The sequence below is a fragment of the Bacillus sp. FSL H8-0545 genome, assembly GCF_038006105.1.
Lineage (GTDB): Bacteria > Bacillota > Bacilli > Bacillales > Bacillaceae_G > Bacillus_A > Bacillus_A cereus_U.
This window is the reverse complement of sequence record NZ_JBBOUO010000001.1, coordinates 2,361,228-2,375,382: the sequence shown is the minus strand read 5'-3', so window position 1 is coordinate 2,375,382 and position 14,155 is coordinate 2,361,228. Positions and strand designations below refer to the sequence as shown.

The following is a 14,155-nucleotide window of genomic DNA, read 5'->3' as shown; positions in this document are numbered from 1 at the left end:
ACCGAATTCACAAAATTATTTAAACATTTTATTATAAAACAGTATTTATATATACTTAAACTATCATTAATAAAAACATCATGGGAGGAACTAATATGAAAGAAAGTAATAAAAAGGAGTTGTCACTAGAGCAACGTGAAGAATTACTACAAACATTGAAAGATCGTTTTGAGAATAACATGAACCGCCATACAGGTCTAGAGTGGGCTAATGTTCAAGAGAAGCTGGATGTTAATGCTGAAAAGTTGTGGTCGCTCAATGAAATGGAACGAACTGGTGGCGAACCTGATGTTGTTGATTTTGATAAAGAAAAAGGCGAATACATTTTTTATGATTGTTCAGCAGAAAGTCCTAAAGGGCGTAGAAGTGTTTGTTATGACCTTGAAGCGCTAGAATCAAGAAAGAAACATAAACCAGAAAATAACGCTATTGATATGGCAACTGCCATGGGCATTGAACTATTAACGGAAGAAGAATATCGGGCGTTGCAAAATCTTGGAAATTTCGATTTAAAGACATCGAGTTGGGTGCAAACACCTTCTGATATTAGAGAACTTGGCGGTGCCCTTTTTTGCGATTATCGCTTTGGACACGTCTTTGTGTATCACAATGGGGCAGAATCTTACTATGCCGCAAGAGGCTTTCGTGGTTCGTTAAGAGTCTAAAATTTGTACAGGCAGGTAAATTTGAAATAGAGAATAGATTTGCTTAGGGAAAAGTAGTGATTGCATACTTTAGCTACGGCTTCGATTTTGAGGCCGCAAAGAATAGGGCTAATCAAACCTTATTGTAAAAGAATGAATCAGCTAAAAATATTAAGAGTATGTTTCGATGATTTATTTTCATAAACATACTCTTTTTTAGAATCGTTTATCAAGATTATTAGTTTCAATTAAATTGTAAACTAGAACATGTAAAATGTTATCTTCCAGTTATTAATAATGTTCATCCATATGAAGCACCTATGATTTATATTATCCCGCTTTTAAATGACAATTTTTGAGCAAGTATAAAGTGAATGATTAGGAGGAATACAAAATGAAAAGTAAATTCCATCATATTGTACGAGCTATCATGATAAAAGATGAAAAATTACTAGTTGCTGAATACATAGGACATCACTATTTTTTACCCGGTGGCCATGTTGAAATTGGAGAATCAGCAGAGAATGCACTACTAAGAGAGTTACGAGAAAAACTTGGAGTAACTTGCAGTATAAAACAATTTTTAGGCGTCATAGAAAATAAATGGCAAGCCAAAGAAACCCTTCACCATGAAATTAACCACATTTTTGAAATAGATTCAAATGAGTTAAAATCAGATTTTACTCCAATATCTAAAGAGTCCCATTTAGCATTTCACTGGATTGATTTTAATAAAGAAAATATAAACTCCTATACAATAATGCCAACACCTTCCGTAAAAGAATTACTAGAAAGAAAATTAAGTGATGAACTATTAACTTGCTGGATTAGTAACTTTTAATTGTCTTTATTTATATTAATTACGTCCACTAAAAGAATATAAAGAAAATAGGCTCATAAACAAGGTACATCACCTAGTGTAAAGTCATATTTTGTTGATGTACGCATTTAGTCTATAGCCTTATTTCTACTTTATTTTTAAAAGTAAATAAACTTAAAGATATGGACGGAATTCACATTTATAAATGGAGGGTTTCATAATGAATGAGTTTCAACAAGAACTACAAGCATTAAACCTTAATGCTTATCAACCTGGTAATGTTGTTTATTGGGATCAGCAACAAAATCAATATCCATATTACTACATTCAAGACGATGCACGTCGTTGTGGCGGATGCGGTGGCGGCGGACGTTGTGGCGGTTGTGGTGGTCGCTGTGGTGGTTGTGGCGGCGGACGTTGCGGCGGTTGTGTAGGTTGTGTAGGCTGCGTTGGTTGTTTCAGCTGTTCTAATTGCTGGAACTGGTGGGTTATTTAAGTATTATTGATCTATAATATTTCACATGAAAGAAAAGTGCAGATGCAAAGTTATAATGTATTGAAACTTTTCTTTCATGCTGTCATTTTTATATGTTTTAGGGGGATATTTATTTGTACAAATATGAAAAATTAATTTCATGGGTAGAAAACATTAAAGAGACAAATCAAAGTTCTGCGGCAGCACTTTGTATTATTAAAGATAATAAGATTGTGCTCGAGCATTATAGTGGAACGCATTCAAATATTTCTACTAGTAAAAAAGTAAACATATCTTCACAGTTCAATGTCGCTTCCGCAAGAAAAAGCTATTTAGGATTAATGGTAGCTTATGCAGTTTATGAGGGGAAAATAAAATCTCTTGATGACGAGGCAGTAAATTATTTTGAAAAACCTGATCCTTCATTACTCGGTAAAACAACGATAAGACATTTAGTAACTCATTCACACGGTTTAAATGAAACTAATGATGGGACAGTTTTTCGTGAGTTTGAGCCGGGACAAGCTTGGGCGTACAGAGATATTAATGTAAGAATGGTCACGCAGCTTATTTATCAGCTGTATAATAAGAGTTTTCCTGAACTATTAAAGGAGCGTGTATTCATACCTGCTGATTTCAAAGAAACTGGATGGAGAATAAAGCAAGATGATAATTTAGTTAAGGTTGTTGTAAATCCAAATGAAGATGCCATAAATAGTGTTGGTGCAGTAGATGACGGCTCCGAGAAAAATTTGTTTGTCTCTGCGAGAGAATTTGCATACTGGGGGAACCTGCATTTAAATAACGGGTTTTTAAATGGTAAACAAATTGTCCCAAAAGAAGTTATAGCACTTGCTACGAGCTTACAAAGTCCAGAGTATACAAATAAAGAACTACCTCAAAACGGGTTGTTTTGGTTCGTTCAAAATGAACCTGCTTTATTTAGTGAACTTGGTGAGCGAGTTCCTAAAGGTTCCTATCAAATATTAGGAATTACAGGACCAACGATATTAGTCATTCCAGAATATAATGTCGTCGTTGCTAAAATGTACAATAAAAGATACAACTATGGTGGGGATAATTATTTATATTATTTACGTGAATTTAGCAATTTAGTCGCTGATACATTTAGCAGCAGTAAAAATAATGTGGTTAGGGCATAACTACTCCTATAATAAAAAGGAGTGAACTTTAATGAAAAATGAAGTGAATAAAAATAAAAAGCAAAATATAAAGGATGTAAACACAGAACAAAACGCGATTTATAGCGATCCGAAAGATGCAGCTAATATGCAAACTGTTCCGCAACCGAAAGACTTCGAGGAAATTGAATATTAATTTTCTCTCCGACTTATTTATGAAAGAAAAATACGTCTTAAGTCTCATCACTTTCAGCAAATTATTTGATAACATATGTACATAAGCATTCGAAAATGTCTTATCTTAACAAAGCTTTCTTTAAATGCTGTATATAACCTACAAAAAGACACTTCTTGACGAAGTGTCTTTTTGTGTAAGCTAACTTAATTTCCATTTTCCGTACAGTATCTTGCAATTTATCATGGATATACTAACTGTGAAAATTCATGTCATGATAAAAGAAGGGGACAGTTAGTATGAAACAAACATCTATAAATCCGTTGTTAATTGTTCTAGGTACAATCATTGTTCAAATTGGCCTAGGAACAATTTACACATGGAGTTTATTTAATCAACCCCTTGTAAGTAAGTTTGGATGGAACCTCAATTCAGTCGCGATCACTTTCTCAATTACGAGTTTTTCTTTATCATTCTCAACTCTATTTGCAGGAAAGCTACAACAAAAATTTGGACTTCGTAAACTGATCGCTACAGCTGGAATTGTTTTAGGACTCGGTTTAATACTTAGTTCACAAGTTTCCTCATTACCATTACTTTATTTATTAGCCGGTGTTGTCGTTGGATATGCTGATGGAACAGCATATATTACATCACTATCTAATTTAATTAAATGGTTTCCAAACCGTAAAGGGCTTATTTCTGGTATATCTGTTTCAGCATATGGAATGGGTAGCTTAATTTTTAGATATGTAAACGGAAATCTTATCGATAGTCTTGGTGTATCACAAGCATTTTTATATTGGGGTATTATCGTCTTACTTTTAGTATTAATCGGATCGTTCTTCTTACGTGAAGCAATTGTAAGTAACACCGCAACTGAAACATTACACAATGACTATACTCCGCGTGAAATGATGCGAACTAAACAAGTATATTTCTTGTTTTTCATGCTATTTACTTCCTGTATGGGTGGTTTATATTTAATCGGTATGGTAAAAGACATTGGGGTGCAGCTCGTTGGTCTTAGTGCAGCGACTGCCGCTAATGCCGTCGCAATGATTGCAATCTTTAATACAATAGGTAGAATTATTCTTGGAACGTTATCAGATAAAATAGGTCGATTAAAAATCGTCTCTGCTACATTTATTATTATTGGATTGTCCGTCTTCACTTTAAGTTTCATTCCACTAAATTACGGGATTTATTTTGCTTGTGTAGCAAGTGTTGCCTTTTGCTTTGGTGGTAACATCACCATCTTCCCAGCAATTGTGGGAGACTTCTTCGGATTAAAAAACCATAGTACAAACTACGGGATTGTTTACCAAGGTTTCGGATTTGGTGCACTTGCAGGATCATTCATTGGGGCACTACTTGGTGGATTTCAACCAACATTCATTACAATCGGTGTTCTATGTGTTATATCTTTCGTTATCTCTATAGTAATCCGCCCTCCAAATGCAGAAAAGGAGAAGGAAATCAAATCGTTAAATCGAAAAATAGCTTAATGCTAAGAAAGAGTCCTTATACTAGGGCTCTTTTGCTTTACAAAAAAATGTATAAATAATGGATGACATTCAAAAAATCTAATTTTATCCTTGTACTTATTTCATAATCTAACATTAAAGAAGATAGGACATTCCGATTATTAAATTGAATAAATAATGTAAAGGGGCGTGATAGTTAAAATGCAAATAGTAAAGCAATGGGTACAAGAAGATAGTGATTACATAAGAGAAAAAGTAATTGAATATAACCAAAAACAACTTTCAAATGAAGAAAAAACACCTTCAGAAAAGATTAGTTTTATAGTGAAAAATGAAAAAGAAGAAATAGTAGGAGGGATAACGGCAATCACATTTTGGCACCATGTACATGTTGACTTCCTATGGGTTTCTGAAGAATACAGGCACGAAGGTTACGGAAGCAATTTAATGAATCTTATTGAAGAATTTGTAATTAAAAAAGAATGTAGGCTAATCAAATTAGATACTTTTAGTTTCCAAGCCCCTAATTTTTATAAGAAGCATGGGTATAAAGTGATAGGGGTAAGTGAAGATCATCCTAAAAGACATAATCATTACTATTTAGAAAAAAGGTTATAAATGAATCATTAAAGAGTGTATTATGATTAATCTTTTTCAAAATATGCTCTTTTCTTTTGTGTGTCTATGAACACGATATCGTTTCGTATTAGTTATTTACTCAAATTACTTTTTATGAATCCAAACAATTTAATGATAGAATAAAATAAAGACAGAAAATTTTTACCATTCAAGGGGGTTACATATGAAAAAAGTAAATGTTACATACGCGCTTCTATATGATGAAACTCATGAAAAGCTATTAATGGTTAAAAACAAAGGGAAAAATGGTTCTTATTACACTTTACCAGGTGGAGCAGTTAAATTCGGTGAAACGTTAGAAGAGGCAGCAATTCGTGAAATAAAAGAAGAAACAGGGCTAGATATATCCGTAAAAGGGGTTTGTTCCATTAGTGAAGCCTTTTTTGAGGAGAGAGGACATCATGCAATCTTCTTTAATTTTTTAGGAGAAATAATCGGAGGGGAAATCTGTATATCACGGCCAAAAGAGATTGAAGAGATTACCTGGATGGAATTAGATTCAGCAGAACCTTATTTACGTATACCAGAACACTTAAAAGGTGTTTTACAAAAGAAAGAAACAGTTCCTTATATTTTTAATGGAACTATTATTCATCAATCTTCATAAAGATAGTATTTCATTTAAGGCGGGGGAAAAATGGAGTTTATCGTTAATCACAAACACTTTACACAAGCTCTTTCAGAAGTAAGTAAAGCTATCTCAGCAAAAACTTTAATTCCTATATTATCCGGAATTAAAATAACAGCAGATCAATTTGGAATTACTTTAATCGCAAGTAATTCGAATATTTTCATTGAAAAATTTATACCTAGTTCAATTGAAGGTGTACAAATTGCAACTATTTTAAAAGCAGGGCGTATTGTTGTACCAGCAAAATATTTCATTGAAATTATTAAGAAAATGCCAAGTGATATTTTAATAAAAAGTATGAATGAGCAATTGATTACAATTCAATCAGATGAAATTACTTTAAACTTAAATGGATTCTCGGCAAACGAATTTCCAAATGTACCATTTATAGACGAACATGCGGAAATACAAGTTGAGATGGGACAATTAATTGAAGTCTTTAAACAAACTGTCTTTGCAGCAGCTAAAAATGAATCTAGACCCGTTCTTACTGGCGTACATTTCGTTATTGATCATAACAAATTAATTTGTGCTGCTACTGATTCGCACAGACTGGCTTTACGTGAAATAACCATTTCTTCACATGCGAAATTGAATTGCGTTGTACCAAGTTCCACTATTAGTGAATTACTAAAATTAATGAACAGTAATTCAAATTTAGTATACATATATCTTTCAGAGAGTCACATTATCTTTAAATTCGGTACAATTACATTGTATTCAAGGCTTATTGAAGGGAAATATCCTAATATATCCGGCCTAATTCCAAATGAATCCCAAACGGTTATTAATATAGATAGAAAACAGATTTTACAAGGTGTAGATCGGTCAAGTTTATTAGCTAGTGAATGGGCAAACAACAACGTTAACTTAGAAATCATTGACGAATCCACAATACAAATCTCTTCTAACGCTTCTCAGATTGGTAAAATATCCGAGACACAACAAATAGATGCTATTCAAGGTGAAAAGCAATTAAATATATCTTTCGATGGACGATATATGGTCGATACTTTAAAAGCAATAAAAGAAGATAGAGTTACTTTAAGTTTTGGCGGTTCCATGAGACCGATATTAATTGAAGCAGGTGAACAATCTGCAGCAGTATATTTAATATCGCCTGTTAGAACTTATTAAGAACAAAGGAAGGAATTAAATTATGTACAAGCATACTTTATGTTTTATAAAAAGAAATGAAGAGATACTTATGTTAAATAGGGAATATGACCCTGTAAAAGGATTATGGAATGGGGTAGGAGGGAAGATAGAAAAAGGAGAAACACCATTAGAAAATGCGATTCGTGAAATAAAAGAAGAAACAAATATAGATGTTGAACAAAATCAAATTCAATTTTAAGGCATTATTAAATGGGAGGGTTCCTCATATTCTGGTGGCATATATGTTTATGTAATAGAACTACCTTACGAGTTTACATATGACACGCCTAAAAAGGTATCTGAAGGGATTTTAGATTGGAGGAACGTGTCCTGGATATTAAGCGACTATAATTCCAGTGTAGGAGAAATGATACCTAAGTTTTTACCTGAAGTACTAAACAATGAAGCTATATTAGAACATATTTGTGTTTTATCAAACCATAAATTACTATCCTATGAGTTTAAAGAACTAAAAGAAAAAGAGCTTGTCATTTAATTCGGGAGAAGCAATCTAGAAAACACAGCAATGAATTCATTATTTTGAGGAGAGATTCATTATGTGGAGAACAAATCAAATTGAAACATCACATGGGAAGTTTGAGAAGTTTATAAAGAATACTTTATAGTAAATATTTGTTTTAAGTGGGGAATATATAAGAAGGAGGAATTCATGAAAAAAGAAAAGCTTTTATTTTGGATATATACCACTAGTATGATTATTATATTATCCTCAATTATTTATTTAGCTTTTGCAGCATCTAGTAAAAAAGATACTCTTACTCAATTTAAAAAAGCTCCAAATATCCCATTAACTATTCAAGATTCAAACCATCTAGAAGACCCTACAGAATATTGGACTAAAGAAAAGATGAAAAATGCAATTCCAGTAGATATAAGAGAACTCCAAAATAAGTGAATTAACAAAAAGCGAACCTATTTAATATAGTTCGCTTTTTGTTATGATTATACTTCTCGCCACCAATCTGAAGTAGGATAATCTTTAGCTTTCAACGTAATAGATTCACCTATTTGCGGCGTTGCAATATTAACCCCTAAACGATTTGCTTCTTTCGTAACTCGCTCAATTGGATCACTCCATTCATGTAATGATAATGTAAAAGCACCCCAATGAATAGGAACAAGCAATCCTCCTTTAACGTCAATATGAGCTTGTACTGTTTCTTCTGGCAACATATGAATTGCAGACCATCTCGTATCGTATTGCCCGCATTCCATTAAAGTAAGATCGAATGGACCGTATTTATTACCAATTTCCTTGAAGTGCGGAGCATATCCACTATCACCACTAAAGAAGACTTTCGTTTCTTGACCAAGGATAACCCATGAACACCATAACGAACTATCTCTATCTGTCATACTTCGTCCAGAAAAATGCCTTGCAGGTGTACAAACTAATTTAATATTATCAAACGTAATTTCATCCCACCAATTATGCTCACTAATTTTACTAGGTGAAACACCCCATTTAATAAGATAACGCGCAACTCCAGTCGGAACATAAAAGTGCTTTGCACGATCTTTTAACTGCATAATACTTTTGTAATTTAAATGGTCATAGTGATTATGCGAAATGATAATCGCATCAATTTCCTGAAGATCTTCACGTTCTAAAGAAAAAGCACCACTATAACGTTTACTATTAAAAATAGGAAATGGGGAAGAGGCATCGCCAAACATAGGATCTAATAACAGCTTTTTACCTTCTATTTTTAAAAGAGCAGCAGAATGTCCAAACCATGTAACACTATCTAAAGACTCATTATCTTTATTCGATAAAACAATAGGTAAATTCTTTATAGGTCGCAACTTTGTTTTTATTTTAAAGTAATCAGTCATTAAACCTATAATATCTTTTGGTTTAAAACTTACATCAGTATGAATTTGATTTATATATTTCTTTTTCATTAGTTCTCCTTTTTACGTTTAACAATATACGTATGTTGTTATTCTAGCTGTTATTAGTGTAATCTATATCGTTTTACCTTTCATCTTTAATACAATACATTTCATAAATTCTTCAAATTTATTATTTATATATATAAAATAGAATTCATTTAGCAGCAGCTAAAACTAATATTATGTATTTGTAAATTGTTTTGTTTAAGTAAATTCTTTCTCATACACAACAAAGAACGTACGTTTCGTTATACGTTATAGAAGCAGGTAGGTAACTAATTATGCAAAAGGAGCATACTAAGGTTTTTAATTTGAGATTATTAAAGGGTACTTATTTTTATTTATAGAACATAGTAAATACATAGATTTTACAATTAACTTATTTAAAAAGAAGGGCTGTAATGATGCTTGCTAATAATACCCCAGAGAAAATACTGCAAACAGCTTATGAGACTAAAATGATTTCATCTGGAGATAATTCTCCAACTATAAAAATAAGTGAAACAAATCTTCAATATTTACTTGTTATGCTTCATCTTAGAATTGAATCAAATACTATAAAAACAGTACTAAATTGGACTAATGAAGAATTTGAAAAGCACATTTATTTATTAGAATTAGAAGGCTTATTGAAAAGGACAGGAGAAGGCTACTATCCGACGTGTATGGTTATAACAGCTTATGAAGGGGATAAATTGTATAACCTATGTAAACCTCTAATTAAGCCTACACTTAAAATGATTGAGAAATATTCTAATCAAATTGATATTATTTCTAAAAGAATTGAAACATTTAATCATTTACCTAAAGAATCGTATAGTCTATTACTTTATAGTGGTGTGTTACTAGATTTTGGACAAATAGATAATATTGAAGAAAACTATTTAGAAACGGAACGACCTTTGAGAAATGAGAAAAGATATTATTATGCGATCCAAGAACAGGCACAAACAGACATAGGGGCATTCGGGATGTATGGTAATACGTATTTTGATTTAGGAGAAGTTCAAATTGGCCTTTATGGAAACACGCGATATTCAACCTTAAATTTAATAACAGTGAATAAGGAAATACTTGAAGAACATTTTCACGATGCTATTACTGATATTAATTACGCGAAAAAGCAATTAGTAAAAAATTTTGTAGCAGTAGATAGTCAAATAGACTTAAATTTAAATGTATTTTACGAAAAACTAGGCTTAAATCAAAATGCACAGCCTATTATTCCAGTTTTTAAAACAACCGACTTATCTATTCTTAGCGAAATCGCTAACACAATTAGTGAAGAATTAATCTTATTGTTAAAGGAAAATGATCAACCTCTTAAAGAATATTACGTAAGCAGCAGATACTCAATGGAAATAACCTATGAAGAATTTTTTATATGGTGGTATCACTTTTTCTATACAAAAGTAACTGATGAATTAATAAAACAAGACGTAATTAAAAGCAGCTCTCGAGGGAATCAAACATATATAACTCTTTAAACTGTATGTAGAATTTAACTTCACATTGTAGCAGGAGGATACGTGTATGGCTGTTATATGCTTAGTTAGGCACGTGGAAACGGAGTGGAATGCTATTGGAAAGCTCCAAGGTCGCGAGAACATTAAGCTAAATAAACAGGGTAAACAACAAGCTGAAAAATGCGGTCTATATTTACGTAAAAAACAATGGGACATTATTATTTCTAGTCCTTTATCAAGAGCAAAGCAAACAGCTGAAATCATAAATACATACATGTTAATACCAGTAAACCTTATTGAAATGGAGAATTTTATAGAACGCGATTATGGTATGGCTTCAGGATTAACGACAGAAGAGCGAACGCAAATGTTTCCAAATCGTAATTATATAAATCAAGAACCAAGAAGATTTCTAAAAACAAGAATTATAACCGGTTTGAATATAATCCAGAAACAACACCCAAATAGTAAAGTTATTTTAGTTACTCATAGCGCCGTCATAAACACAATTCTTGCTCTTATATCCAATAATGAAATAGGCTCAGGAAAAACAAAACTTTTTACTGCTTGTATCAGTAGCATCTATTACCATCAAGAACAATGGAAAATAAGTGAATACAACAAAATAGATCATTTGTGAACAGATAATAGTTCAGAAACTAATTAGAATTAATATATAAAGAAAATGCGATATTTAAAGAAGAGAAGTACATTGCAAAAGAAATTTATCAATCCGGAAACTTTGCCAGCAACTTTCGGTTGCTCACATGTAGTCGAAGTTAGTAACGCTAAACGAACAATTTACATATCTGGACAAGTAGCGATTAATGCTGATGGTCATATAGTCGGGAATGGAGATTTAGGTACACAAACGCGCCAAGTATTTGAAAATATTAAAGTAGCATTAGAAGCTTCAGAATTAAATTTTAATGATGTAGTAAAATTAATATTTTTCTTGACGGATATTTCTCAAATGGCCATTGTTAGAGATATTCGAGATCAATACATCAACACAAACAATCCACCAGCAAGTTCAGCTGTAGAAGTTAACAAATTGATTAACGATAAATTATTAATCGAAATCGAAGCAATCGCTGTAGCAAACTAATTTTAAAAAACTTATTCTTAATCATATCAACGCAATTCGTTCACTTTAAAAGAATTGCGTTTTTTATTAACTAAAATATAAATTATACACGGAAACATTCTTATCAATAACACAACATGAACAACTTAAAATAACAAATAACCACACAATCTATAACAGATTATTAACCCAATTAAAAAGGGGAGCCTAACAATCATAATTAACATATGATAAGTTTATTACTTTTTTCTAGTTAACATAATATATATTATACAAAGTTGTATAGAGTAAGTGTTTCTCTGTATCAAAAACCAAGTAAACTATACTTAATGAGATGAAAGGGAGATTTTTAATGAGATTTATACTAAATCGAACTTAAATGCTTTTTTACGTTTTTATCACTTAATTTATATTTAATCCGTTCATAGCAAATCCGAACTTAAAATTCATGAATCGTTCTATTTACAAACACAAAAAAATTTTACGTAACAATATATTTAAAACAAAAATTTAAAATCGATTAAAGTGTTTTTATTACTAATAAATTTCCCACTGATTGATTTATCATTTTTAGCTACATATATGATTTGCTACATGTTACATTATTTTTATTTATTTCATATCATCGCTTGACTTTTATTATGATTGCTATCTTTTAATTTAGTTAACATAATTAAATATTATCAAAACAAAAATCATCCTAACTGTTAGGATGATTTTTTAGCACTTAAACATATATACACCAATAAATCGGGTCCTTTTCCCTATTTAAACATAAGTAATGCTCTAAATTGTTATTTTAATAGCAATCCCAATTGTAAATAACATTGGAAAAATCTAGGTTCAATAAATCTTCCTTGCGTATAAAGAAATTAGCAACACCAGAATCTCCCCACATAATATTTAATGAATCGTCTGTATCGATTTGCAACAACAATATATCATGTTGTTGGTATTTTTCTTCCTATTCCCTCGGATCTGTCTGTGTAAAGAATGGATACCCGCCAATTTTATGCCCTTGATCTTCGCATAGATCATCATACAGTTCGCCTAATTCTGTTTTATTTTCTTCATCAACAATTTCTTCCCAATCAATGTTTTTATTAAAAATCTTTTCAAATCGATAATCTCTTGATGTTACTGGTTGATAATCCAATTCAAACTTTAGTTTAGCTGCTTCAGGTATGATAAAATGCTCTAAATCTAAAGTGTTTAAATAACTAAAATTAGTAATAACCTTAGTTAAATCTTCCGTTATTGTAGAATGATAAATGATTCGAAAGTCTTTTTGGCTAGTTGGATGATCAAAATCTATTCCAAAAAGTTCATCATCAGCACTTACGAAAAATTGTAACAGAGTCCATTTTGAGGCATGGGTTCAATATACGGCATTTCTTCAAAGTTTAACTGCGCAAGTAGCATCATAGGTTGTCCGTTTGAGTCTTTAGGATGTTCCTGATTTATAGGTACATACGGATACCCGCCAAACTTGCTTTCAAAAAGAGTTGTCTCTGCTTGCGTTCCAGACACTTTAATATACGGTTTTACACTTTCTTCTAAAATACTTCGATACTGCTCGAGTTCTTTCGGTATATTAAGCTGATACGTATCCTTCATTTCTCTTGCCTCCCTTTAAAGATAATTCATAAATGCCTACCTCTATTATAGAGTAAAAAGTGCTTTCATTAAAAATAGCTAAAAATCCGTTTTCATTCTCATTTTTTGTGCACTTGGCGGACAAAGTAAATTATGTTCTGAAACCTTTTTATTAATAATTTGAATTAGTTTAGCTGCTTCTTCTGCATCTGTTGCCTCTTTTTGCTTTTCTTTTAAATTATCAATTTCCTTTGAAAGCTCAATCCACCTAGGCAAAACATGATTATTTTTCAAAGTCCTATAAAGTTGCTTGTCAGGATTATACGAAAGATCTTTATCAAGATTAAGAGGTTTCCCTTTCCCAGGTAAATCATTAAACACTCCTGTCTTTTCTGCCTGTTTAACGATAGAACTAATATGATCCTCATACGTGAACGACCAAACTTTTTCATCTTTAACTAAAATTTCTTGTTTTTTAAGTTTTTTATCTAGCTCATCTTGATTCATAGATTCTCTCTCCTTTTTATTTTATTTTTATAGTGTTGTTTTCGAATGTTTTAATGCTCTCAATCCATTCGGTAGCTTTTTACGCCACCAAATGCCATCGTGACCGCCTTTAAACTCTTCATAAATGGTTTTGTATCTTTTTTCTTTTAAATCTTTATAGAGACGTCTATTTGCCGTTTAAAGAGGTTCGTTTTCAAGATATCCTGCTGTTATATGAAATTGAAGATGAAATGTATACTGATTAGCCGATGTAATAAGAAGTCCTTGAAGGTGTGAAGTGCGAGAATAATCATGTGGTGTATAAAGATGAATCTTACGTGTAGTATTTAAAATTGAAATATAGAAAGAATATGTTTCAAACTTACTGTAATTAGAGCCTTGCTACATTTTATTTGTAATAAGGCTCTTTAA

General features: G+C 31.7%; 14 protein-coding genes and 4 pseudogenes. 15 read left to right on the top strand and 3 right to left on the bottom strand.

All coding sequences use genetic code 11. From position 1 onward, the window contains the following. The first annotated feature begins 95 nt into the window (after positions 1 to 95). From MHI07_RS12360 to MHI07_RS12305, 12 genes and pseudogenes are all read left to right on the top strand, one after another. Positions 96 to 665, top strand: a complete 570-nt coding sequence (locus MHI07_RS12360; protein ID WP_340824050.1) for a DUF4256 domain-containing protein — start codon at positions 96 to 98, stop codon at positions 663 to 665. Between the two features lie 224 nt (positions 666 to 889). Further along, a pseudogene (locus tag MHI07_RS12355) lies at positions 890 to 1,003 on the top strand (cytochrome C biogenesis protein); the annotation flags it as partial. Between the two features lie 35 nt (positions 1,004 to 1,038). Next, positions 1,039 to 1,485, top strand: coding sequence for an NUDIX domain-containing protein (locus MHI07_RS12350; RefSeq protein WP_340824047.1), 447 nt, complete (start codon positions 1,039 to 1,041; stop codon positions 1,483 to 1,485). A 199-nt stretch (positions 1,486 to 1,684) separates the two neighbouring features. Next, complete coding sequence (locus MHI07_RS12345) at positions 1,685 to 1,960, top strand: heterocycloanthracin/sonorensin family bacteriocin (protein WP_219921178.1); 276 nt, start codon at positions 1,685 to 1,687, stop codon at positions 1,958 to 1,960. A gap of 113 nt (positions 1,961 to 2,073) precedes the next feature. Next, positions 2,074 to 3,102, top strand: a complete 1,029-nt coding sequence (locus MHI07_RS12340) for a serine hydrolase domain-containing protein (RefSeq protein ID WP_215581895.1) — start codon at positions 2,074 to 2,076, stop codon at positions 3,100 to 3,102. Positions 3,103 to 3,133: 31 nt separating this feature from the next. Further along, a complete protein-coding gene (locus tag MHI07_RS12335) occupies positions 3,134 to 3,277 on the top strand; it encodes a hypothetical protein (RefSeq protein WP_002013225.1) in 144 nt (47 codons plus the stop codon). A 278-nt stretch (positions 3,278 to 3,555) separates the two neighbouring features. Beyond that, the gene (locus MHI07_RS12330) at positions 3,556 to 4,764 is read left to right on the top strand and encodes an L-lactate MFS transporter (RefSeq protein ID WP_002161621.1); all 1,209 of its coding nucleotides are present in this window, start codon (positions 3,556 to 3,558) and stop codon (positions 4,762 to 4,764) included. Between the two features lie 180 nt (positions 4,765 to 4,944). Beyond that, on the top strand, positions 4,945 to 5,361 hold the full coding sequence (locus tag MHI07_RS12325; RefSeq protein ID WP_340824043.1) for a GNAT family N-acetyltransferase: 417 nt from the start codon (positions 4,945 to 4,947) through the stop codon (positions 5,359 to 5,361). A gap of 184 nt (positions 5,362 to 5,545) precedes the next feature. After that, a complete protein-coding gene (locus MHI07_RS12320; protein WP_340824041.1) occupies positions 5,546 to 5,989 on the top strand; it encodes an NUDIX hydrolase in 444 nt (147 codons plus the stop codon). 30 nt (positions 5,990 to 6,019) lie between these two features. Beyond that, the gene (dnaN, locus tag MHI07_RS12315; protein WP_340824037.1) at positions 6,020 to 7,150 is read left to right on the top strand and encodes a DNA polymerase III subunit beta; all 1,131 of its coding nucleotides are present in this window, start codon (positions 6,020 to 6,022) and stop codon (positions 7,148 to 7,150) included. Between the two features lie 22 nt (positions 7,151 to 7,172). After that, positions 7,173 to 7,667, top strand: a pseudogene (locus tag MHI07_RS12310) (NUDIX hydrolase). Between the two features lie 174 nt (positions 7,668 to 7,841). Continuing rightward, positions 7,842 to 8,087, top strand: coding sequence for a hypothetical protein (locus MHI07_RS12305; protein ID WP_215581885.1), 246 nt, complete (start codon positions 7,842 to 7,844; stop codon positions 8,085 to 8,087). Between the two features lie 47 nt (positions 8,088 to 8,134). Here the strand turns inward: MHI07_RS12305 and MHI07_RS12300 are convergent, their stop codons facing one another. Continuing rightward, positions 8,135 to 9,097: an MBL fold metallo-hydrolase gene (locus tag MHI07_RS12300; RefSeq protein WP_215581883.1), complete on the bottom strand. Its 963-nt coding sequence runs from the start codon at positions 9,095 to 9,097 to the stop codon at positions 8,135 to 8,137. 395 nt (positions 9,098 to 9,492) lie between these two features. On the opposite strand from MHI07_RS12300, the gene MHI07_RS12295 reads away from it, so the two are divergent. From MHI07_RS12295 to MHI07_RS12285, 3 genes are all read left to right on the top strand, one after another. After that, a complete protein-coding gene (locus MHI07_RS12295; protein WP_215582082.1) occupies positions 9,493 to 10,575 on the top strand; it encodes a hypothetical protein in 1,083 nt (360 codons plus the stop codon). Between the two features lie 46 nt (positions 10,576 to 10,621). Continuing rightward, complete coding sequence (locus tag MHI07_RS12290; RefSeq protein WP_340824033.1) at positions 10,622 to 11,194, top strand: histidine phosphatase family protein; 573 nt, start codon at positions 10,622 to 10,624, stop codon at positions 11,192 to 11,194. A gap of 72 nt (positions 11,195 to 11,266) precedes the next feature. Beyond that, positions 11,267 to 11,662: a RidA family protein gene (locus MHI07_RS12285; RefSeq protein WP_215582081.1), complete on the top strand. Its 396-nt coding sequence runs from the start codon at positions 11,267 to 11,269 to the stop codon at positions 11,660 to 11,662. 778 nt (positions 11,663 to 12,440) lie between these two features. Here MHI07_RS12285 and MHI07_RS12280 read toward each other — a convergent pair. Both MHI07_RS12280 and MHI07_RS12275 read right to left on the bottom strand, forming a co-directional pair. Then, positions 12,441 to 13,258: pseudogene (locus MHI07_RS12280) on the bottom strand (YwqG family protein). 78 nt (positions 13,259 to 13,336) lie between these two features. Beyond that, positions 13,337 to 14,107, bottom strand: a pseudogene (locus tag MHI07_RS12275) (DnaJ family domain-containing protein); the annotation flags it as partial. Positions 14,108 to 14,155 lie beyond the last annotated feature (48 nt).